The organism is Roseateles sp. L2-2, assembly GCF_050613215.1.
Classification (GTDB): domain Bacteria; phylum Pseudomonadota; class Gammaproteobacteria; order Burkholderiales; family Burkholderiaceae_C; genus Roseateles; species Roseateles noduli.
In genome coordinates this window covers 3,704,705-3,726,368 of record NZ_CP192509.1, presented here as the reverse complement: position 1 = coordinate 3,726,368, position 21,664 = coordinate 3,704,705, and the positions used below count along the sequence as shown (strand labels likewise).

At 69.5% G+C, this 21,664-nt stretch carries 14 protein-coding genes; 7 read left to right on the top strand and 7 right to left on the bottom strand.

The annotated features are described in order from the left end of the window. Positions 1-40: 40 nt before the first annotated feature. The gene (locus tag ACQZ13_RS16620; protein WP_431046318.1) at positions 41-1,234 is read left to right on the top strand and encodes a hypothetical protein; all 1,194 of its coding nucleotides are present in this window, start codon (positions 41-43) and stop codon (positions 1,232-1,234) included. 6 nt (positions 1,235-1,240) lie between these two features. On the opposite strand, the gene ACQZ13_RS16615 is transcribed toward ACQZ13_RS16620, so the two are convergent. After that, positions 1,241-1,675, bottom strand: coding sequence for a VOC family protein (locus tag ACQZ13_RS16615; protein WP_431046316.1), 435 nt, complete (start codon positions 1,673-1,675; stop codon positions 1,241-1,243). 205 nt (positions 1,676-1,880) lie between these two features. Between ACQZ13_RS16615 and ACQZ13_RS16610 the strand changes: the two genes are divergently transcribed. Together ACQZ13_RS16610 and ACQZ13_RS16605 are read left to right on the top strand one after the other, a co-directional pair. Next, positions 1,881-2,126: a hypothetical protein gene (locus tag ACQZ13_RS16610; RefSeq protein WP_431046314.1), complete on the top strand. Its 246-nt coding sequence runs from the start codon at positions 1,881-1,883 to the stop codon at positions 2,124-2,126. 145 nt (positions 2,127-2,271) lie between these two features. Then, on the top strand, positions 2,272-4,482 hold the full coding sequence (locus ACQZ13_RS16605) for a hypothetical protein (RefSeq protein ID WP_431046312.1): 2,211 nt from the start codon (positions 2,272-2,274) through the stop codon (positions 4,480-4,482). 12 nt (positions 4,483-4,494) lie between these two features. Here ACQZ13_RS16605 and ACQZ13_RS16600 read toward each other — a convergent pair whose 3' ends face one another. Then, on the bottom strand, positions 4,495-5,010 hold the full coding sequence (locus ACQZ13_RS16600) for an O-acetyl-ADP-ribose deacetylase (protein ID WP_431046310.1): 516 nt from the start codon (positions 5,008-5,010) through the stop codon (positions 4,495-4,497). Between the two features lie 83 nt (positions 5,011-5,093). Continuing rightward, a complete protein-coding gene (locus ACQZ13_RS16595) occupies positions 5,094-7,481 on the bottom strand; it encodes a TonB-dependent receptor plug domain-containing protein (RefSeq protein ID WP_431046308.1) in 2,388 nt (795 codons plus the stop codon). A gap of 186 nt (positions 7,482-7,667) precedes the next feature. Between ACQZ13_RS16595 and ACQZ13_RS16590 the strand changes: the two genes are divergently transcribed. Beyond that, positions 7,668-9,086, top strand: a complete 1,419-nt coding sequence (locus ACQZ13_RS16590; RefSeq protein ID WP_431046305.1) for an APC family permease — start codon at positions 7,668-7,670, stop codon at positions 9,084-9,086. Positions 9,087-9,093: 7 nt separating this feature from the next. On the opposite strand, the gene ACQZ13_RS16585 is transcribed toward ACQZ13_RS16590, so the two are convergent. Both ACQZ13_RS16585 and ACQZ13_RS16580 read right to left on the bottom strand, forming a co-directional pair. Next, positions 9,094-9,888, bottom strand: coding sequence for a MetQ/NlpA family ABC transporter substrate-binding protein (locus ACQZ13_RS16585; RefSeq protein WP_431046303.1), 795 nt, complete (start codon positions 9,886-9,888; stop codon positions 9,094-9,096). A gap of 247 nt (positions 9,889-10,135) precedes the next feature. Beyond that, positions 10,136-11,347, bottom strand: a complete 1,212-nt coding sequence (locus ACQZ13_RS16580) for a hypothetical protein (protein ID WP_431046301.1) — start codon at positions 11,345-11,347, stop codon at positions 10,136-10,138. Positions 11,348-11,497: 150 nt separating this feature from the next. Here ACQZ13_RS16580 and ACQZ13_RS16575 point away from each other — a divergent pair, with 150 nt between their 5' ends. From ACQZ13_RS16575 to ACQZ13_RS16565, 3 genes are all read left to right on the top strand, one after another. Continuing rightward, the gene (locus ACQZ13_RS16575; protein ID WP_431046299.1) at positions 11,498-11,911 is read left to right on the top strand and encodes a hypothetical protein; all 414 of its coding nucleotides are present in this window, start codon (positions 11,498-11,500) and stop codon (positions 11,909-11,911) included. A gap of 203 nt (positions 11,912-12,114) precedes the next feature. After that, a complete protein-coding gene (locus ACQZ13_RS16570) occupies positions 12,115-12,582 on the top strand; it encodes an OsmC family protein (protein ID WP_431046297.1) in 468 nt (155 codons plus the stop codon). A 185-nt stretch (positions 12,583-12,767) separates the two neighbouring features. Beyond that, positions 12,768-14,375, top strand: coding sequence for a hypothetical protein (locus ACQZ13_RS16565; protein WP_431046295.1), 1,608 nt, complete (start codon positions 12,768-12,770; stop codon positions 14,373-14,375). 70 nt (positions 14,376-14,445) lie between these two features. Here the strand turns inward: ACQZ13_RS16565 and ACQZ13_RS16560 are convergent, their stop codons facing one another. Both ACQZ13_RS16560 and ACQZ13_RS16555 read right to left on the bottom strand, forming a co-directional pair. Further along, entirely contained in the window at positions 14,446-15,285 is an 840-nt protein-coding gene (locus ACQZ13_RS16560; protein ID WP_431046293.1) for a PA4780 family RIO1-like protein kinase, read from the bottom strand. Between the two features lie 23 nt (positions 15,286-15,308). After that, positions 15,309-21,491: a CHAT domain-containing protein gene (locus ACQZ13_RS16555; protein ID WP_431046291.1), complete on the bottom strand. Its 6,183-nt coding sequence runs from the start codon at positions 21,489-21,491 to the stop codon at positions 15,309-15,311. Positions 21,492-21,664 lie beyond the last annotated feature (173 nt).

Sequence of the window (21,664 nt, the reverse complement as noted above, 5' to 3'; positions counted from 1 at the left end):
CGTTCAAGAACGCTCGGCCTCGCGCGCCTAGCATCGTGGCATGCAACGACGAACCTTCCTCAACATGCCGCTGATCGCGTCGGTGGCGTCCCTGCTTGCCGTCGAGCCCGTCGGCGCCCAGCCCCGACCCAACCGCACGCGATGGCGGGTGCGGTCCTCCGAAGGCTTCGACGCGATCGCCTTCCTCGGGCCGCTGTCGGGCACGCAGCTCTACCTGGACTTCTACGGCGCCGACGCCGCCGCTTTCGCGCCGCGCCTGCCCGAGGCCGTGCGCAGCGATCTGGCGACGTTGTGGAACGAGGCGAACAAGGACGGCTTCGGCCTGCTCGGTCCCAACCTGCAGGTGCTGTTCTCGGCCCACGGGCATGACGCGACGATCGCCACGCTGCTGACCGCGCTCCGGTCGCGTCAGACGGCCATCCTGCCGAGCTACAAGGCCAGCAGCTACTGGAGCGAAGAGGACTGGGCCTGGTTCGACCGCGCGGCACCTCGCATCGACGCGATCTTCAGCGCGATGCAGCGCGCCGGATTCGCGGCCTTCCGCAAGGAGCGGATCGGCGACGACCTGGACCGGCGCATCGCCGAAGTGGGGCGGGCGCTGGCCGGTTTCGACGTGATCTCCTGGCAGGAGAAGCTGACCGGCCGCCGCTTCGAGCCGGAGATCCAGATCGTGCTGCTGCAGTTCTCCAAGCCGCACGGCATCAAGGTGCAGGGGCAGACCTTCCTGCAGGCGGCCGACTACGACACCGCGGCCACGGTGCGCATCGCCGCGCACGAGATGCTCCATCCGCCGATGCCGATGGACGGCCCGGCGGCGACCGCGGCGCGGGCCGCTTTCGAGCGGGATCCGCTGATCGCGAAGATCGTGCGTGACCACGATCCTCGCTGGGGTTACACGACGCTGAAAGGGCTGATGGACGAGGACCTGTGCCAGGCCCTGGACCAGATGATCAGCGAGGCGCTGGGCGTGGCCCGCAATCCGGCGGACCGCTGGCGCAAGTCGGACGACGGCATCCATGTGATCGCCGCCGGGCTGTACGGCCTGCTGCGCCAGGATCGCTGGGCGGAGCAGGGCGGGTCGATCGAGCGCTGGCTCGCCGACGCGGCTGCGCGTGGGCGGCTGGATCCGGCGGTGTTCCATGCAGCGGCGGCTCGGGTGCTGGAGCGGCCGGTCGATGCGCTGTGGCCGGTGCCGCCAGACACGCCAGCGAAGGGGACGTCGGCGCCGGGCTGATCGGCGTCAGCCGAGCTGCTCGGCCAATCCGACGATGAGGCCCTCGGGCCCGCGGATGTAGGCGAGCTTGTACGACTGGCCGTACTGCATCCGTCCGATCAGTGCCGCGCCGTGGGCCTGCATCCGCGCCACGACGGCTTCGATGTCCTCGACGGAAAACATGATGCGCCTGAGCCCCAGGGTGTTCACCGGGGCGTCCACAGGGCCGGACCTGACGGCCGGTGGCGTGTGGAACTTGTCCAGCTCGATGCCCTGTCCATCGGGCGTCCGCAGCATCGCGAGGGTCGCCCGCACGTCGCCCAGTCCGATGAGGCGGCCGACCTCGGGCCCTTCCACGTCGGTCTGTCCCTCCAGCGTCAGGCCCAGCTCGATGAAGAACGACTTCACGGCCTCGAGATCGTCGACAACGATGAGGACGTTGTCCATGCGCTTGATGGTCATGCCTTCATTCTCCTCCGTCCGATCGCCGCGCGGGACCGTTCGACCGCTCAATCCGCAGCTCGCGACATGCCCATCCGTCGAAACCGGGCCGCCGCATACAACGCCTCCTGGAGCAATTGGAGGATTGAACATGCAGGCAGTTTCTGCGGCGGGTGCGGGTGAAGACCGCGTGACCGCCACCGTCCCTCGGAAGAGGAGTTACTTCATGGCCAGCGCGGCCACGGTCCTGGCCATCGGGATCGCCGCGGCGGCAACCTGGCTCACCGCGATGAGCTTCGTCGAGGCCTACGGCATCGGCGCGACGCACTTCGGTCAAGCGACCGACCCGGCCAAGCGGGTGCCCCCGGGAATGGAGATGCTCGTGCTCGACGCTGCCGCGCTGCTCTTCGTGGCCGTGCTGGCGCGGACGGCGTGGCGAGGGTTCCGCTCCATGTCGACAATGAATCGGTGAGCGCCGGGGGGCCGGGTGAGACAGGCGTTCGCCCGGCCTGGAGCGTCCTCACATATAGGGATGACCGAGTCTTGTGCTCGGGAGAACATGCGCCGCTACATCCATTGAAGCCGTCGACAAGGCGGCCACAACAAGGCGGGGCGGAATGTCGACACTGGACCGTTGGGCGACGCGCGCGTGCGCGTCTGCATTGTTGGGACTGCTGCTGGCGCTTGCTCCAGCTCACGGGCAAAGCACGACGGCCGCAGCCGTCCAGGATGATCAGAGAAGGGCCCAGGCAATTTACCTGCTGAAGAACGATGCGGAGTTCTTCGATGAAGTTGTCCGACGACTGGAAGATTCGGAGCACCAGGCAATATTCAAGACGGCGAAAGTGACGTCTCCAGATGTGCCGACGGAGGCCAGCCTGAAGGCCGGCAACGAGGCGTTGCGACTGAAGCAACGCAAGCTCAAGGAAATGCCGAGCGGAGAGTTCGACATGCTCCTCGCGCCCGCTCTTGTCCTGCTGGACGCACGTCGCGCTGAGTGTGCAAGGAAGAGGCCCGTCATCCACTCGATCGGTTGGAGTCCCACCTTCACGTTCGAATCCGCGCAGACGGCGCGAGCGCCGGATACGGGTCCTCGCGCCGTGCGCATCCCGGTGGAGGGATATGACCTCGATCCACCCTGCATCGCCATCGATGTCACCATTGAAGGGACGATTCCCGTATCGCGATATGGCGCGAGCACCAACGGTCCTGCCAAGCCGGACTTCTATCTCACGTTGCCGTCGGAGGAACAGAAGGACGGCCTGAACATCATCCTCCTCGAGCCATTCATCGACCGCCTGCAGACGGGGGACAAGGTGGCCATCAAGGTCATCGCGGTCAACAAGTACGCCCCGCTGGTCGCAGAGGGAAGTCGCGAGGAGCCGCGCCGCAAATCGATCGCGCGACGGGTGTTCGTCGCCTACGAGTCGCAAGCCTTCCGGAATCAGGTGCTGCGCTCCCGCATCCAGCCCGACGACATCAATGCGTTTCCGCTGCCGGAGAACGACGCCTCCGCATTGTTTGGTCCGCTGATAGCCAGGAACTACTTTGTGGTGAGGGTCTCGGTCCGGAACACGGAAGCGGAGGCCAAGATCATCAGCACAGGGATGATCCGAGCCTCGGGAACCGCGATGATCGATCCGAAGGTTGGCGGGGAACCCTCGTTCTCGGTTCCTGTTTCCGTGGTCCCGCATAGCCTGCAGCAGATCTACTCCGTACTGACCGATGAGGAAGTGGAGCAGCCGCGCCATATCACCTTCCGGACGCTCGAATTCATCGGCGCATTGGCAGCCGGCGCACAGGGCGCGTTCAACTTCGGTGCGCAGGCGGCCAAGAATATCGCCCTGTTCACCGGCATCATCGTCCCGGAGGGTAAGCGCTTGTGGCCGGATCGCTGGCCCGGTTATCAGCGAAATGTCGTCAACTACGCGATGCAGGATCTGGTGAAGGTCCCCGCCAATTCAGTGCTCGATCACAAGTTCCTGTTCTTCTCCAAGAAGGAACTGGACGGGTTGGTGTCCGATCCGAATCTTTTCAAGCCGATGACCACGTCGGACCAGATCGTGGGCACTCTGTTGTCGGGCGATCGGCGCAGCCGTTCCAAGCCGGACGCCTTTGTCATTGCGCTGGCCTTCGATACGCTGGACATCCGATTCGAAACGATGCCCGTCCCGTCAGAGCAGAGTTCGCGCGAGATCCTGCGCGATCTGGTGAGCCAGGTCCCGGAACAGATTCAACAGCTGGAAGCTTCGGCTTCATGGGTTGGTTCGACGCCCGCCAAGTTCGGCGGATACACGCCGAGTGAAAGCGGTACGCTCATCGCCGATCTGACGGCGATCGCGGCACGGGTTCCGGCCGAGTCCGACACCGACCTGGCAAAAACCGTGAAGAACGCGAAGACGCTGCTGACCATCGCCCGGGGCGTGGAGCCCAAGAGTTCGAGCTCGGCGCTGTCGACAGACCTGTACGCCGTTTCCGCGAAGTCTGGGCTGACCGGCTTGCGCAAGGCCAAGGTCCGGATCAACGAACTGCTGCAACGAGTCAACGGCGGCATCGACGCCGAACTCATGAAGGACGATATCAACGGTCTGCGCAGCGTCATCGTCTCAAGCAAGGATCTGCTTTCCTTCTACCTGGCGGTTGGCAGCGCGCTGCATGAGCTGGCGAGCACGATTGGCAAGGTGAAGACGGCGGCCCTGGTGACAACGACCAGGACTGCCGATCAGACGCGCCTTCTGCAGGACTTCAACACCAGCGTCGAAGCAACGATTGCGGAACTGGACGCCAAGCGGCCCGCGCAAGCGACACTTCAGGTGTCGCCCAAGTAGCGAGCCCCGCGCTCATGCGGGATCCAGCTCCCGTAGCGCCGCTTCGTAGACCGCCAGGTCGGCCGCGGAGAAGCAGCAGTACACGACAGACTCGATCGCGGGATGCTGCGCGATGGCACGTCGAACGCTCGCGATGGCGACGCGGCTGGCCTGCTCGATGGGATAGCCGAAGATGCCGGTGCTGATGCTCGGAAAGGCGATCGAACGGACGCCCGCCGCGGCCGCGATCTCGATCGACCGCGCGTAGCACGAGGCCAGCGCCTCCGGCTCGCCGGCAGAGCCTCCGCGCCACACCGGACCTACCGTGTGGACGATGTGCCGCGCCGGCAACCGGTAGCCGCGGGTCAGCTTCGCGTCACCGGTCTTGCAGCCGCCGAGCAGACGGCATTCGTGGACAAGGTCCGGACCCGCCGCGCGATGGATCGCGCCGTCGACCCCGCCGCCGCCCAGCAGGGACGAGTTGGCGGCGTTGACGATGGCGTCCACTTGCAAACGGGTGATGTCGCCTTGGAGGGCCGTGAGTGACATGGCGTGATCGCGTCTGGAATAGGAACGCGCCCGTCATCGACGGTCACGTCACGACGGGCAGGAGAGCGTCACTGTAGCTGCGCTCAGAACACCCATTTCGCCCTCGCGTAGTAATACGCCCCGTTGAACCCCACGGGCGACAGCACGTCGTAGGGGAAGTTGCCGAAGTACGCGATGTCGGAGGTCGAGCGGCTCGGATATCGATCCGTCGCGTTGACCGCGCCGATGCTGACGCTCAGCGCGCGGGTGGCCTGCCACTGCGCTTCCAGATCCAGTTGCCAGACCGGCGCGTAGGTCTGCGTCGGCACGAAGCCGTCGCCGAAGTCGAACACCCGCGTCGTGCCACCGTGGCGCGTCAGGCGGCTCAGCAGGGACCACGCACCGCCGCGCCACTGCGCCGTCAGGATGTGGCGCTGACGCGGCGAGGCGTCGGTGAGCGTGTTCAGCTCCTCCAGCCCCACGTTGGCGTCCGCATGCGGGCGCACCGTCGTCTTGCTGAACGAGGCCGCCCATGACAGCCGCAACTCGCCATCCAGCGCGGGACCGTTCCACTCCGTCACCAGGTCCGCGCCGCGCGTGCGCGTGTCCAGCGCGTTGGTGAAGAAGTTGACCCCGTCGATGCCGGCGACGCCGAAGCGCGCTTCCAGGTCCTCCGACAGCCCGTCACCGCTGATGCGTTGCGACAGGGTGACTCGGTCCTTCACGCGGATCGCGTAGGCATCGAGCGTGACCGACCAATGCCGGTCGGGCTGCCACGTCAGTCCGAGGCTCGCGTTGCGCGAGCGCTCCGCCTTCAGATCCTGCGCGCCGTGGTAGCGCGCGATCGGGCTGTCCACCGGCAGCGTGCGGATCTGGCTGAGCTCGCCGCCGTCGCCGCGGTCGGTCACTGTGAAGCTGAAGCCGCGTTGCGCCAGCGACGGCGCGCGGAAGTTGCTCGACACCGCGCCGCGCAGCGCGAAGCCCTCGCCGAGCGCCAGGCGCGACGACAGCTTGGCCGTCGTGGCGTTGCCGAAGTCGTCGTAGTGGTCGTGCCGCAACGCGGCTTCGGCCTGCCAGTCGCGGCTGAAAGTGGCGCTCAGGTCGACGTAGGCACCGATCACGCGACGCGACAGGCGCGCGGCGTCGCCTGCCTGGAGACCCGGGCCGGCCTGCGCCCCGGCGGGGCCGTCGAACGGACCGACCGCATACGACGCCGCGTCGCCCGCACGGGTGATGAAGCGCTCATGGCGCCCGTCGAGGCCGGCGGCCAGGGTGGCGGGTCGGCTCAGGCCAGGGAGGGCGACGGACCGCGTCAGATCGAGGTTGACCGTGGTGAGCCGCGAGCCGAAGTCGCCGAGGTGGAACTCCGTCGGACTGATCGCGCCGAGCGAGGTGTTCAGCGAGTGCCGCACGCCGTAGTCGAAGTCGTTGCGGCCGTGGTCGAGCGAGAGGTCGTAGTCCCAGCCCGCCCAGTCGCCGCGCAGCCCGGCGACGAGCTGCAGATCGCGGTTGTCGCCGGTGGTCTGCGGCCGGTAGCCATTCGGATGGACGCTCTTGATGTTGGCGAAGCTGTCCGGGTACCGGTAGTACGCCGCGCCCGTCGAGCGTCGCTGCTGCCAGGTGCCGAAGGCATAGGCCTGCTGGTCCTTCGCGAGGTCGACGGCGCCGTTGAAGAAGGCCTGCCACTGTCGTGTCGCGGGTTCCCCGGCGGCGTAGTTGCGTCGGCCGACGGTGGCCAGGTTGTCGGGCGTCGCGTCCTCCCACGGCGGCAATTGATCGAGACCGCTGCGGTTGGTCGCGTTGCGGTGCAGACCTTCGAGACCGGCGCGCAGGAAACCGCGATCGCCGATGGCCCAGCCTTGCGACAGGCTGGCCGACTGCGTCTGTCCGTCGTTGATCGTGCGATCGGTGGGCTCGAACTTCGTGTGGAAGAGGCCGGCCTCGGTGCTGAGTTCGCCGCCGCTGCGGCGCTCGTCGAGGATCACGTTGACCACGCCCGCGATCGCGTCGGAGCCGTACTGCGCGCCGGCGCCGTCGCGCACGACCTCGATGCGCTGCACGGCGGCCAGCGGGATGGTGTTGAAGTCGACGGGGTTGGTGCCCTTGCCGGTCTTGGACTCGAGGTTCACCAGGGCCGAGGTGTGACGGCGCTTGCCGTTGACGAGCACCAGCACCTGGTCCGGCGACAGGCCTCGCAGTTGCGCCGCGCGCACGTGGTCGGCGCCGCCGGAGCTGGACTGGCGCGGGAAGTTGAACGACGGCAGCAGCGCCTGCAGCGCGGCGGCGAGCGTGCCGTCGGGACCGGCGGCGCGCAGGATCTCGTCGCGCGAGAGCACGTCCACGGGGACCTGGCTGTCCGCGAGTGTCCGGTCGCGGGCACGCGTGCCGGTGACGAGGACGGGGCTCAACGTGGAATCGGACTGGGCAATCGCCACGTCGCCGATGGTCAGCAGGGTCAACGAGGCGAGGGCGATGGCGTGGAGCTTGAGCATGGGAGCGACGCAAGGGGCGGGCAAACGGGTCGTCAGCCTATCGGCGCGCAGGCCGCAACCCCGCATTCCGCTTCAGACGACTCCCTCATAAGCTCATGCCGTCGCGTGGCCACGACGAAGTCCGCCGCGCGGCCCGGACCGTCGGTAGCATCGCGCGTCCCCGCCCGAGTCTCCGTCTCCCCCTCCATGTCTTCGTCCGTTCCTGCCGGCATTCCTTCCGGCGCCTTGCCCCAGCGCATCCTCGACGTCCGCCACGCGATGGCGCTGTGCATCGGCATGGTCGTCGGCGCGGGCATCTTCAAGACCTCGCCGATGGTGGCGCAGTTCCTGGCCACGCCGGAGCAGCTCTACCTCGCCTGGGCCTTGGGCGGGGTGCTGTCCTTCATCGGCGGTCTGTGTTTCGCGGAACTCGCCGCGGCCTTCCCCGACGCCGGCGGCGACTACCACTTCCTGCGCCGCGCCTTCGGCGCGCGGCTCGGCTTCCTGTTTGCGTGGTCGCGCTTCGCGGTGATCCACACGGGCTCGATGGCCTTGCTCGGTTTCGTGTTCGGGGACTACCTCGCGCAGGTCACCGACCTCTCGCCCTGGCTCGGCGAGCACGTCAGCGCCTGGCTCGCGGGCGGCCTGATCGTCGCGCTCACGGGGCTCAACCTGCTCGGCGTGCGCGTGGGGCTGGGCACGCAGCTCGGCCTGACGACGCTGGTCGTCGTCGGACTGTTGCTGCTCGGCATCGGCGCGGGTTGGCAGCAGTGGCAAGGCCTGGCCCCGGCCGCAGCCGCCGGACTCGGCCTTGCTGGCACGACGGCCGGAGCGACCGGTCCGGAAGTGCTGGTCGCAGGGAGCGCTGCCACGGTCTCCTGGGGCACCGCGATGGTGTTCGTGTTCCTCGCCTACGGCGGCTGGAGCGACGCGGCCACCTTGTCCGCCGAGATGAAGGACCCGCGCCGCGGCATCGTGCGCGCGCTGCTGCTCGGCCTGGGCACGGTGACCGCGCTCTACCTGCTCGCCAACTGGGCTTACGTGCGGGTACTCGGTCTGGGCGGGCTGGCCGCGAGCGGCGCACCGGCCGCGGAGGCCATGCGCGTGGTGTTCGGCCGCGGCGCGGAGCTCCTCATGGTCGGCGTGGTGACGCTCACGGCGTTGTCGGTGATGAACGCGATCCTGATCGCCGGCCCGCGCACGACCTACGCCGCTGCGCGCGATCTCGCGGCGGAGTTGCAACTCGCGCGCTGGGACGCCGACCGCGGCACGCCGACGGTCGCGGTGATCGCCACCAGCGGCATGGCGCTGGCGCTGGTCGCCTTCGGCGCGGCGACGCGCGGCGGCTTCTCGACGATGGTGGACTACCTGTCGCCGGTGTACTGGTTCTTCATGACGCTCAGCGGGCTGGCCGTGCTGGTGCTGCGCCGCAAGGCGCCGGCGCATCCGCGGCCGTTCCGCGTGCCGCTGTACCCGGTGCTGCCGCTGCTGTTCGTCGGCTGCAGCGCCTACGTGCTGTGGTCCAGCGTCGTCTATGTCAGCTCCGGCGCGATCGTCGGCGTTGCGGTGCTGGCTGCGGGCGCGCTGCTGCTGTGGGGATACGGGCGCTTGAAGCGCGCCGGATGAATTCGATTCAGAACGCCACCACGAGCGAATCCGCGAAGCGTTCCGCGACGAACTGGCGCACTTCGGGCGACTGGAAGGCGCGGACCAGCTTGGGCACCCAGGGGCGGTCCTTGTCCTGCGTCCTCACGGCGATGAGGTTGGCGTAGGGGCTCCTGGCGTCCTCGATCGCGATGGCATCGCGCCTCGGGATCAGGCCGGCCTGCACTGCGTAGTTCGTGTTGATCGCGCTGGCGTCGACGTCGTCCAGCGTGGGCGGCAGCTGCGCCGCGTCGACCTGGACGATCTGCAGCTTGCGCGGGTTCGCGGCGATGTCGAGCGTCGTGGCCGAGATGCCCGCGCCGGGCTTGAGTTGGAGGACCCCGGCCTTGTGCAGCAGCTGCAGCGCTCGGCCGCTGTTGGTCGGGTCGTTGGGGATGGCGACGCGCGCACCGGTGGCCAGTTGATCCAGCCGCTTGATGCGCTTCGAATAGAACCCCAGCGGCGCGGTGACCGTCACGCCGACGGCGCTCAGCTTGTATCCACGCGCCTGGATCTGCGACTCCAGGAAGGGCAGATGCTGGTAGCTGTTGGCCTGCACGTCGCCGGCGTCGAGCGCGGCGTTGGGCTGCACGTAGTCGGAGAACTCGACGATCTGCAGCGTCAGCCCCTCGCGCGCGGCGACCTTCTTCGCGACCTCGGCGATCTGTGCATGCGGGCCGTTGGTGACGGCGATCTTGATGACCTCCTCGGCGCGGCTCGCACCGGCGAAGAGCAAGGCGGCAATGCCGGTCAGGGTGAGAAGGGCTGAGCGTCGGACGGCCATGTCGATGAACGAAGGAGCGGTGGAAGGGCAACTGCCGCGCGCACGAGAAAGAGCCCGGGAGGCGGGACTCCCGGGCTTGAAATGCTCGGAAGAGCACACGGCAAAGGTCGACGTCAGGATCGCCCAGGCGATACGCCTTGGCTACGACGCGATGTGCAGGTGCTTATGCGGCGTGTGTGCGAGACGGTACGCGACACGTCACATCGTGCCGCGCTCGCGCCAGTGCCCGACCCCTATTGCTCTGCGGCTACCAGTTCGCGCAGACCCTGCGCACGAGCCGCGGCCAGGTTCCGGGCGGATAGTTGGGGTTGTCGCTCTTCACCAGGGCCAAGTCGGCCTTGCCGCCCGGGGCCACGGACTCGCCTTGAATCAGGAAAGTCGTGCGGATGGCCACCGCGGAGGGGCCTTCAAACGCCGCGCGCATGGCCAGGGGGCATTCCCGGTTTTCGCGGAAGCGGATGCGGACGTAGCGCCGCTTGTCTTCCGTCAGAACGATGGGAAAGCCCAGCGGATCCGCTTCGTTCAGGAGCGTGGCCTTCAATTCAAGGACGCTCGGCGACCAGTTGCCATGACTGTCCGAGACCTCGAAGCGAACTCTCAGGATCGATTCGAGTTCCAGTTCCGGCGCATTGGAGAGATTCAGGGCGATCGTGCAGATGCGGTCGTCCTCGACACAGTCCGAAAGACTTCTCACGTGAATCGTGGGCCAGGTGTTGAGCGCCGCGCGGGGAGGAATCCACCACGTCGAGGTGACGAGCGCGGAAACAGGCGCGACGGTGAGGAGCACCAGCGCGACGGACTCCCAGGCCGGCGTTCCTGACCAGCCGTGCCGGGCCCTTCGACGCCGGAGGAGGACGTAGGGTGCGAGCATGCCGATGAAGCAACACCCCAGCGTGAAGTAGACGGCGAAGCCGGTAGAGAACGGCCGCTCGAACGCTTCCATCAGCAATCGGAGGTTCACCAGGATGAAGCCGCCGATCGCGGCGCTCGCCAGGGTCAGGGTGACGGGCTGGATCATCCAGTAGCAAAGGCTGCGCACGCTGAGTGATCTCACGCCAAGGACTCGGCCAAGCAGCATGACGAGGGCGATGAGGATCGCCTGCAACGCGGAGGCCGCCGCGGTCGTGCCAAGCACCGAAACCGCCCACGGAGTGACGCGGAAAGTCTGCACGGCGGCGATCACCGCATTCAGCGTCGATGCGCCGAATTGAAGCGCCGAGTCCGCAGCGGTGACCTTGTCCCATCCCGAGCCGGGGATGATGCGGAATCCCGTGACATGAATGGCGAAGGTCAGCGTCAGGACGGCGATGAAGTTGCAGACCACGAGCAGGATGAACCCGGACGGACGTCCCGCGGTCTGGAACCGGGCCAGGGGAGTGAGAGGGAAATCTCTCTGGATCGTGGCCCAGACAATGGCGTCCCAGGCGTTTTCGATCTTTGACGGAATGGATTCAGACATGCCCGCAGAAGGCGACATCCGACGACGCGGACTTAAATCGCGTCATCGGTGCGACGGGCATCTGACTGCAGGTACATTCCCGCGACTTGGAGGAAGCGGCTCGTGCCGCAGGATTCAGACCCCGGGCGTGCCGCCTCGGAGACCCACGCGATGAATGATCCGATGACGCCGGCCAATGCTCCCGAACTCGTGGTCACTCGAGTTGACTCGCCCGATGAGGAGGCGGCCTTCGTCACGTTGTCCAGCGGGGCTGCCGAGGTGGTGGCGTTCTGCCATCCGTGCGAGCTCGTCGTCGGATCGCGTATCCCGAATCGGCTGTGGCCGCTGGATGTCGATGTCCTCCAGGCCGCCTACCTCGACGACTGGCCGGAGGAGGAGCGCGCCGCGCCCAGCGTCGAGCGGCTGGAACACCATGGTCATGCCCGATACAGCGGTGTGGGGCAGGTCATCGATGCCGCGCACGGTCGGGTGCTCGTCCGAGGCTTCGTCATCGAGTTCGGCGAGGCCCTGGCCGATGTCCGGCATGTCGAATTCGACGTGACGCGGCTGGACTGTGCCGTCTGAATCACGGCGCCGGCTGAATCACCTCAGCGGCATTCCACCTGTCACCAGGCGTCGTCCTTGTCCCGCTGATCGAGTTCCTCTGTGCTCACCTTGGCGTCCAGGCGGACGGCGCGCCTGACGCTGCCGAAGATGGATCCACCCTGATGTGCGGGGTGCGAACAGCGCATCTGATCTACTCGGAATCCCGAAAGGAGCTACCCAGAATGGGACATCGCGAACACCGCTACACGGTCACCGTGCGCTGGACCGGCAACCGAGGCACCGGTACCTCGGCCTACAAGGCCTACGGCCGCGACCATGAGATCGAGTCGGCCGGCAAGCCGAGCATCCCGGGTTCGTCCGACCCGGCCTTCCTGGGCGACAGGACGCGCTGGAACCCGGAGGACCTGCTCGTGGCCTCGACCAGCGCCTGTCACAAGCTCTGGTATCTCCACCTGTGCGCCGAAGCCGGCATCGCCGTGCTCGACTATGTGGACGAGGCCGAAGGCACCATGGTCGAAGGCGAGAAGGGCCGCTTCACGCAGATCGTCCTGCGGCCCGTCGTCACCGTGCGCGCCGGTGACGACGTCGAGCGCGCCCGGCGCCTGCACCACGACGCGCACGAGCAGTGCTTCGTTGCGAACTCGCTGAACTTCCCGGTGCTCTGCGAGCCGGTGATCCGGACGGCGTGATCCGGACGAGGTGATCCGGGGCGGCTCGTCAAGTCCCAGACGGACGCTTCCCCGTCCGGGCTGTGGCCGCGACGGCCCGCCGCGGGCAGGATGTGGTCCTCCGAGTCTCCGGATCCGATCGCATGCGTTTGCCCGTCTTTCGAGCCGCGTTCGCGGCCCGTGCCGCCTTCGGCGCCAGAACCACCATGACCGCCAGTGCTGCCGCGCTGATCGTTCTCTCAGCCCACGCCGCACCCGACGCGAAGAGCCTGGTCACCGATTCCGCCGCCATGAGCCAGCTCGTCGAGGCCGTGAGCTACGACGTGATGTCGGAAGCCGCGATCGACGCCTGCGATGACATCGGCGCGGACGCCGTCCCGGCGATGCGCGAAGCCTGGATCGCCTGGCGGGCGCGCTATCAGATCGCGCCGATGCGCGTGGTGCTCACCCGCATGATGCAGCGGCGCAGCGCCGATGCGCCCTGGGACAAGCTCGTCGAGCCGATGCGCCAGCGCGTGCTGAGCGATCCGCAGGCCTGCGCCACGCTCGCGCGCGAGTGGCAGGCCGGCGGCAAGGACGTCGCCGCGCGTTATCCGCAGGCGGGCGCCGTGGCGCGCGCGATCGTGCAGGCCAACCTCGTCATGCCGATCACGCCGCTGCCCGTCGCCGTCGAGCCCGCGCGGGGCCAGGTCTTGCTGCCCAGCCAAGTCATCGCCCTGACCGAGCAGCGCGGCAACTGGCTCGTGATCTCCGAGGAGGCGGCCCGCCGCAAGCTCGGCGTGGTCTATGTGAAAGGCCGCGTGGCCCGCGACATGCGCCGTCCGGAGAACTTTCACCTCCAGCAGGAGCAGGGCGACCGGATCGGCGGACAGCTCATCCACCTGAAGTTCAACGCCGAACCCTGGGTCGGACGGGAGATCGTGCTGCGCGGCGTGGTCACCTCGCTGAACCGGCTGTCGATGGACCTGGCCGACGCGGCGCTGGTCAACGATGCGTCGGGCCTGACGCCGTCGCCGCTGGCGCAGACCCCGCTGGCCCGCAAGGAAGTGGCGCTGCGGCGCGTGTCGACGGCGCCGGGCAAGGGACTGGCCGACAAGGACCTGGCCGCCGTCGTGATCCACGGCCAGGCCAACAACCTCAACGGCACGCGCTGGGAGGAGGACGTGCGCTTCCTGCTGCGCGATGGCAGCTTCTATCGACGCACGGAGATGCCGCCGGACCAGCTCGACATCGCCGCGTCGCGCCGGCTGGAGCCGCAGCGCTGGGGCCGCTGGCGCAGCGCCGGCAAGGGCTACGCGATGCAGGCACAGGATGGCGACGGCCGCACGTCGGGCGACTGGAAGCCCGAGCAGCACGAGGCGGTGCGCCCGTGGCCGGCGGATGCGCGGCTGGAGGGCAGCTTCAGCCGGCGCAGCTTCACCGGCAGCATGATCACCGGGGGCACCTCGGCCACGCGCGGCATCCGTTTCACGAAGGACGGCCGCTTCGAGCGCAGCTTCAGCGCCGTCTCCAGCACCGGCAGCCTGCAGGCGATCACGGGCACGGTGATCGCGGGCTCGTCGCACGGCGACGGCAAGGGCAGCAGCAGCACGAGCAGCAGCACCGTCGGCACGGGGCTGGGGGACGTCGGCGTCAGCAGCGGCACGCGCACCAAGGATGACGGCGCCAGCCGCCGCGGCCGTTATCAGCTGAGCGGTTATGCGATCACGCTCGAGTACGACGACGGCCACACCGAGCGGCTGCTCAGCTTCCCGGTCGACGGCGACAACCGCTCGGTCTACCTCGGCACGGGGAGCTACGACCGCGACAAGTGAGGCGGTCGTCGACCTGCGCTGGCCGCCCTGACGCCCAGTGCTTGCCGCGCTTCGATCCCCGGCGCGGGGCTCACTGCATCCGCAGACGCCGCGCGGCTTCCTCGTCGACGGCGTCGTCGATCTCGCGGATGACTTCGCCGAGGTCGACCGGGCCGGTCGCGTGCTTGAAGCGGCCCGTGAGCGGCGTGTCCGGCGTGAGGTTGCCGCTTTCGTACAGGGCCCAGATCTCGTGCCCGTAGTCGGTGCCCAGCAGGTCGGGCGCGAAACCGCCGAAGAAATCGCGCAGGTTGTTGACGTCGCGCAGCAGCATGCGCTTGGCGTGGTTGTTGCCCGCGGCGTCGACCGCCTGCGGCAGGTCGATGATCACGGGGCCGTCGGCGGCCAGCAGGATGTTGAACTCGGACAGGTCGCCGTGGACCACGCCCGCGCCCAGCATGCGCACCACTTCGCCCAGCAGGCTCTGGTGGTGGGTGCGGGCCTCCTCGGCCGTGAACATCGAGTCGTTCAGGCGCGGCGCCGCGTCGCCGTGTTCGTCGACGACCAGCTCCATCAGCAGCACGCCGTCCATGAAGTTGTAGGGCCGCGGCACGCGCACGCCGGCGCCGGCCAGGCGGTACAGCGCGTCGACCTCGGCGTTCTGCCACGCAGCCTCCTGCGCCTGCCGGCCGAACTTGGTGCCCTTGGCCATGGCGCGGGCCTGCCGGCTGTTCTTGGTCTTGCGGTTCTCGGTGTAGTCGACCGCCTGCCGGAAGCTGCGCTGCGTGGCCTCCTTGTAGACCTTGGCGCAGCGGGTCTCGTCGCCGCAGCGCACCACGTAAACCAGCGCTTCCTTGCCGCTCATCAGCTGGCGCACGACGGTGTCGATCAGGCCTTCCTCGATCAGGGACTGGAGACGCGGGGGTGCTTTCATCGGCGCGATCGTACCTCCGAGCCTCAGCCCCGCCGCGCGGGGCCGCCGCCGTTCAGCAGCGCGGCAGCGGCGCGCACGTGCTCGATCACCCGCAGCCGCCCGGCCTTGTCACCGTCCGTCGACTGGTCGCAGACGGCCCGCATCAGCCGCAACCGGACGGTCAGGCTGTCCTTCTCGGCCGGGGAGGGCCAGCGCACCAGCGCGATCTCCAGCTGCCGCCGCGCGACGCCGAGTTCCTCGTCCAGCCACGCGCCGGCCGCGTCGGCCACCGTGCCGGCCGGGCCGGTCGCGCCCTTGGGCACCTGTCCGAGCGCGACCAGCAGCAGCGCCCGCGCGGTGCGCAGTTCGAAGGCGCCCGTGTAGTGCCAGAACTGGGCCGACAGCTCGCAGGCCTTGAGCTCTTCCAGCAGCGCCTGGGTATCGAGGCTCCAACTGCCGGGCGGCTTCGCCAGCTTCGCCAACGAGGTCTGCGTGGCGTCGCCGCCCAGCGCGGCCAGCCCCGCGCACAGCAGCGCGTTGGCGAGCGCGAAACAGCGCCGGTCGGCGGGACCCTTCGCCTCGCGCTGCGGCAGGTAGCTGTCGGCGTAGCCCTCGGCGGCGCGGGCGAGGTCGGCGACCGTCTTCGCCAGGTCCTCCTCGGGGATGTACTCGTTGGCGTCGACGGCTGAACCGGTGTCGCTCTTCAGCCGGGCGGCCGCGCTGCGCAGCTGGATGCTGCCGCGCAGGCTGCTGCGTTCGGCCTGACCCAAGCTGACGGCGGGCGCGGTGTCTGCGGCGGCGGCATTCGCCTTGCGTCTTCCCTTTCCGGAACCCGCCTTGACCAGTTGCGTCTCCAGCAGGTCCAGGGTCTTCAGCAACTCGTCGGCCTGCCTGACCGAGGCCGTCGACCCGGTGCGCACCAGCGAGTTGGCCGCCGCCTCGATGTCGCGCATCGACAGCAGCGAATCCACCTGCCGGGAACCGAGCTGGGCCGCATCCAGCGACAGCTGGTATTCGCCGAGTTCGCGCCAGGCCATGCTCAAGGCGGACGCCACCTGGCTGTCGGACAGCCAGCCCTTGCGCACGGGGTCCCGCGCCAGGGTGTCGAGCACCTCGCGGAGTTGCCGGCGCAGCGCGTCGCGCGGCTTGTCGCCGGAAACGGCCGAGACCTTCTGCAACTGGTTCGCCAGTTCGCCGGCGCTCTTGGCGAATTCGCTGCCGCGCAGGTGCGAGCTGCCGCCGGGCGCCTGGTGGTCGCCGGCGCCGCTGGCGACGAAGCGCCAGTTCGGATCGCCGTAGCACTGGTAGGCGCCCCAGGTGTTGCCGCCGTGGGCGTCGCGCACGCTGCGGCGCGCCTCCAGCACGGCCGTGCCGAAGTCCAGACCGTCGGTGAGCAGGCCGTCGTAGAGGCAGCGCGCGAACAGCGCGCCGGCGTCGTCCTGCACCTGCCAGCCGGCCGCGATCACCGCCTTGGCGCCCATCTGGATGAACTTGAGCGCCAGGCCGGCGGCCATCTCCGGATCGTTGCGCTGGATCGGCGCGAGCGAGGCGCGGTCCGGGTCGCGACCCAGGTAGCAGCAGTTGATGAAGACGAACTCCGGCACGTTCCCCATCTGCTCCACGTCGGCGGCGCTCAGCACCTCCTGGTCGCTCAGCAGCACGCCGGTCTTGCGCAGTTTCTGGGTCGCGCCGTAGACCTCGACGTCGGACACCCAAAGGTCGTAGGCGCCGTGCGCGCTCAGGTGCAGCAGCCGGTAGGGCCGCGCCAGCAGGGCCATGCGGACCTGGCGGGCCGTGACCTCGGCCCCCAGCAGCGCGGTGACGCGCCAGGGGCGCGTGTCCTGGCGCAGCCGCGCCTCCACGTCGCGCGCCTCGGCCAGCGCGCCCGGCAGCTCGGCGAAGCGCAGCGGCGCGCCGTCCCGGTCCTTCCAGCGCGCCGTCGACGGCGCGCCGATGACCAGCGCCTCGAAGGTGTTGAGCGTCTGCGGCAGCGCGCGGAACTCGGCCGTGACGCGCTGGCGCACCAGGCCGGCCTGCACCGCCAGCGGCCGCACGTCGCCGGCGCCCGCATCGTCCTCCGGCGGCGTCATCAGCTCCCAGGGATAGCCGGCGGTGCGGTCGTCCACCACCAGCACCGTGGGCTCGAAATTCGTCATCCTTCCCTTGAGCGCCTGCGGCAGCAGCAACTGGAAGAAGACCTGACCGAGCGCGCGTTCCTCGTCCCGCCCGGAGCCGGCCGCGACCACGCCGTCGTCGCTGAGCTGCTGGATGAAGGAGGAGAGGCTGGCGACGTCGCTGCGGACCTGCGTCGCCTCGACGCGGGCGCGTTCCGCGATCAGCTCGAATCGCAGTCCGCCGAGCGGCGACTGCGTCACGATCAGCCGCTGCCAGACGTTGTCCCCGTCGCGACGGCGATAGCCGAACAGCCCGCCCGCACGCGTCTGCAGCGTGCCGCCGGGCCAGTTGACGCGCCGCGCCCAGTCCGGATTGCGCAGCAGGCGCTCCAGCTCGTAGGCGGCGTCCAGCGCGCTGTGCTCGAAGATCTCGATGATCTCCAGCTCCACCACCCGCGCGATGCGGCCGCCCGTGTCGCGCGCGAGATGCTGGTTGGCGTTCCACACGCCCATGAGCACGCCGGCCAGGCTGTCGCGGAACGAGACCGCCTGCATGTGCGTGCCGATCAGCAGCGTGCTCAGGCGCAGCGGCAGCGGGCCTTCGCCCTCGACCCAGCAGTCGCGGGTGAGATGCTCGAACGCATAGCGAAGGACGCCGCGCGTGACCGTGGCGGTCAGGGAAGACGGCGTGAGTTCGCCGATCGCGCCCAGGCCCAGCACCAGCGCGCCGGGGTAGGCGGGCGGCCGGTGGTCGCGTGCCGGCGGGCGCAGGTAGGCCGAGGTCCGGTCGGCGCCGACGAAGAGCTTCAGATCGAGCATCCGCTGCAGCTGGCCGTCCAGCTTCTCGTCGACGCGGCGGGTGCCGCCGGCCAGGCATTCCTCAAGGTTGTGGCCGACGATCAGCGGGAAGCGGGCGTAGTCGAGGCTGCCGTGCACCAGATTGACCTCGATCGGCGGCTCCGGCAGGCGCGCGCGCGAACGGTCGCCGCGGTCGCCGGTCAGGCCCAGGGCGTAGGCGGCGGGGTCCTCCGGCAGGCTGGGCGGCGTGCCCGGGATCGCGCTGCCCCGCAGCGTGGCCGCCGGCACCGCGCCGGCGCCGGCGGCGCGCGAGGCGACCTCCTGCCAGCCCAGCGGCGGCAGTTGCGGCAGGTTGCGGGTGCGGCCCTGGCGCAGCAGCTCGAAGTAGGCGGGGAAGGCGTCCGGATGGTCGCCGAGGTCGCCGTGGCCGCAGTCGGCGTACCAGGTCTGCGCGGGCGCGAGCCGGGACGACCAGGGCACCGTGCCGTCGCCCTCCAGGGACTGCACGAAGTCGAGCGCGCCGCCGGGCTCGGCCGGCAGCGCCAGTTCCACCGGCGTCAGGCCGCTGCCGGCGACGTACAGGACCTGCGGGTCCGCGGCGTCGCGCAGCTGCCGGAAGGACCGGTCGCGCCAGTCGCGCCATTCGCGGGCGCGCTTCAGGGTGCGGGGATCGGGCCGCCGCACGCTCGGCACGCGACGCTGCAGGGTCTGCCAGGACGCGTCCTGGAACAGGTCGCCGACGGCCGCGGGCGCGTCCGCGGGCAGCATCTGCAGCAGGCCGTCGAAGCCGGTGCCGTAGCGGGCCAGGTCCTCGCCGGAGACCTCGCGCGCCATCAGCGCCAGCAGCTGGCTCATGCGGTGCTGCTGCGCCAGCAGCTGGACCGGGGCATAGCTGCCGAGGTTGGGCGTGCCCAGCATCAGCAGACGGCCGCCGCGTCGCTTCAAGGCCAGCCAGGTCGGCGTGTCGAAGTGGCCGTCGTCGCGCGACGGCTCCGCGGCCGGGTCGTTGAAGCGGACCGGATCGCGATGGAACAACGCGGCCCGCGCCACCAGGCCGCCCATGGAATGGGCGAGCAGGTGCAGGGTCGGCTCGCCGCCGCCGTCGAGCGCACCCTGGCGTGTCGTGTCCAGCAGCGTGTCGAGCTGCCGGCGCAGGTCGGCGCCCAGGTCGACCAGCGAGCGACGCCAGTCGAAGGGCCAGGCCATGACGCGGAACTGCCTGCTCGCGGCTTCCAGCAGGCGCTCGTAGGCCACGCTCATCACGCCGGTGGCCTTCAGCGAAGTGACGTCGGGCTTGGCCGGGTCCAGCTCCAGCGCGGTCAGTCGACCGGACAGCATGGCGCCGAGGCCGATCCAGACGGACCGGCCGTCCTGCGCCAGTTCGCTGCCCATGATGCCGGGCAGCACGACCAGCACCGGCTTGCCGTTGAGCTCGGGCCGCTCGCTCCAGCTCTTGACCCACGCCTGCGGGCTGCGGGCGGACAGGGGATCGAGCTTGAGCAGCTTCGTCATGCCGCGGGTGATGCGCTCGTCCTCGCGCAGCGGGCGGAAGTCGCGGTGCTCGCCGGCGAGCGCGTTGAACAGCGGCGCGCGCGACGGCGCGTCGGACTTGAAGTAGTTCAGGTGATGGAGGCCCTTGCGCTCCAGGCGCAGGCTCTTGGCATCTGCGCGCTGGAAGCCGCCGAACATCGAATGGGTGTGGACCACGAAGTCGTGATCGTGCAGGCCGTAGAAGGCGTCGCCGATCAGCGTGAACAGGCCGCCGATGCCGGACGCCTCCGCGTCGCCCGCGATCACGCGCAGCGCGCCCGGCAGCCGGGGCGGTTCGGGCAGCGTCGTGCCGCCGTCGGGGTCGTCGAGCCCGGCCACCGCGTTGAGCGCCAGCGTCAACGCGCTGCCGGGGATCATCGCCTCCAGGCCAGGCACCAGCCGCGCGTCGGAACGCGCGGCGACGAAGCTGCGCACGAAGCCGTTGAAGGTCTCGTACCACGGGGTCGCGTTGCCGCCGGCCATGCCCACGCAGCGCAGCAGCAGGCTGAGGAACAGATCGGTGCGGCGGTCCGCCAGCAGCGTGCCGCGCGACGGGCTGGCGACGCGCACGAAGGTGCCGGGCTTCAGGTCGAGCGCGTGCAGCCGCTCGAGCGCCTCGAACAGCGGGTCGAGCAGGGCCTGATCGGGGTGGGGGCGCTTCGTGTCCTCGAAGAAGGACCAGAACACCCGGCGGTAGGTCTTGCGCTCCGCGGCGGGCAGGAACGCGAGGCTCAGCAGGTCGCCGACCATGCCGCCGCGCGAGTGCGATACCAGGTGCAGCGTCGCCCCCCTGGGCAGCATCGCCGCCAGCGCCGTCGCCGCGTCGAGCGCGTTCTTCACCGGGCTGGCGGACAGGCTGCGGTGGTCCCAGCCGAGCAGGCCGCAGCGCTCGCGCAAGCCGGCGAAGTCGTCGGGCAGTCGGCGCTTCCCGCTGGCCTCGTCCGCGACGCTGAGCGACCCGAAGCTGCCCAGCGTGCTGGACGCCGTACCGTGGAGGAACAGCACGAACTCGTTGCCGTCGGGCCAGCCGACAGGCGCGTCGCCGCCCGAGGGCCAGGGCGACCAGGTCGGCAGCGAGGCGCCGCTCCCGGAGGTGCCGGAGGTCCCGGAGTTCCCGTAACTCCCGGGCCTGGGCGGGAAGTACAACAGCGCGCCGCTCTGTGCGCCGACGGCCGCGTTGAGCTGCGACGTCTCGAACGCGAAGCAGAGCTTGGCGCCGACCATGCCGCCCGTTGCGGCTGCCACGCCGGTGAGCTTGGCGCCCGACACGTGATCGAGCAGATCGTCCACCCGGTCCGCGGCCCAGGCGCCCATGTTGTAGACGCGGTCCAGCGTGGAGGGTTCGGTCAGGCGGGCGAGCGTGTAGCGCTCGATCAGCGCCGCGCCGTCGCTGGCGCTGCCGCCGGCCGCGCGCGTGAGCGGCGCCAGCCGGGGGCGCAGCTCGAAGGGCAGCTCCACGGTCGTCGTCTGGCCGTCCTTGCCCAGACCCCGCGTGGGCGCGGTCGGGTCGGCGGCGGACACGCGGTCCAGCCATTCCTGCGGCGTGGTGTGGAACACCGAACCGTCGGCGAAGTGGACGGTCAGCACCGCATCGGGTTGCTGGAAGTCCTCGGTGCGGAAGCTGGCGCGACCGTTGGCGGCGCCCGCAGCACTTCCTGCGTCACCCCCTGAGCCGCCCCCTGAGCCGCCGATCCCGCGCGTGGCCCGCGGCACGCTCCTGCTCTCCTGCAGATGGTCGCTGAACCAGCGGTTCAGGGCCTCGGCGTCCGGTCTTGTCGTTGTCATGTGCACCCTCCTGAAGAGGGGCATCATCGGTGCGGCACACGACCTGGCACATCCCCAGATCTACGGACGCAGGCAAACCCTGCGGGGGCGCCCGCGCGGTTGGGCAAGCTGCTTGCCAAGGAGGCCCGATGGAGATGCCAGCCATGCATATCGCCGCCCACCCCTCGACGCGA

Bases quoted from the DNA above. Each gene is read 5' to 3' on its own strand.
- ACQZ13_RS16590 (WP_431046305.1), top strand. From the start codon at position 7,668: ATGTCTTCGTCCGTTCCTGCCGGCATTCCTTCCGGCGCCTTGCCCCAG.
- ACQZ13_RS16620 (WP_431046318.1), top strand. From the start codon at position 41: ATGCAACGACGAACCTTCCTCAACATGCCGCTGATCGCGTCGGTGGCG.
- ACQZ13_RS16570 (WP_431046297.1), top strand. From the start codon at position 12,115: ATGGGACATCGCGAACACCGCTACACGGTCACCGTGCGCTGGACCGGC.
- ACQZ13_RS16615 (WP_431046316.1), bottom strand. From the start codon at position 1,675: ATGACCATCAAGCGCATGGACAACGTCCTCATCGTTGTCGACGATCTC.
- ACQZ13_RS16605 (WP_431046312.1), top strand. From the start codon at position 2,272: ATGTCGACACTGGACCGTTGGGCGACGCGCGCGTGCGCGTCTGCATTG.
- ACQZ13_RS16580 (WP_431046301.1), bottom strand. From the start codon at position 11,347: ATGTCTGAATCCATTCCGTCAAAGATCGAAAACGCCTGGGACGCCATT.
- ACQZ13_RS16565 (WP_431046295.1), top strand. From the start codon at position 12,768: ATGACCGCCAGTGCTGCCGCGCTGATCGTTCTCTCAGCCCACGCCGCA.
- ACQZ13_RS16610 (WP_431046314.1), top strand. From the start codon at position 1,881: ATGGCCAGCGCGGCCACGGTCCTGGCCATCGGGATCGCCGCGGCGGCA.
- ACQZ13_RS16595 (WP_431046308.1), bottom strand. From the start codon at position 7,481: ATGCTCAAGCTCCACGCCATCGCCCTCGCCTCGTTGACCCTGCTGACC.
- ACQZ13_RS16560 (WP_431046293.1), bottom strand. From the start codon at position 15,285: ATGAAAGCACCCCCGCGTCTCCAGTCCCTGATCGAGGAAGGCCTGATC.
- ACQZ13_RS16555 (WP_431046291.1), bottom strand. From the start codon at position 21,491: ATGACAACGACAAGACCGGACGCCGAGGCCCTGAACCGCTGGTTCAGC.
- ACQZ13_RS16585 (WP_431046303.1), bottom strand. From the start codon at position 9,888: ATGGCCGTCCGACGCTCAGCCCTTCTCACCCTGACCGGCATTGCCGCC.
- ACQZ13_RS16600 (WP_431046310.1), bottom strand. From the start codon at position 5,010: ATGTCACTCACGGCCCTCCAAGGCGACATCACCCGTTTGCAAGTGGAC.
- ACQZ13_RS16575 (WP_431046299.1), top strand. From the start codon at position 11,498: ATGAATGATCCGATGACGCCGGCCAATGCTCCCGAACTCGTGGTCACT.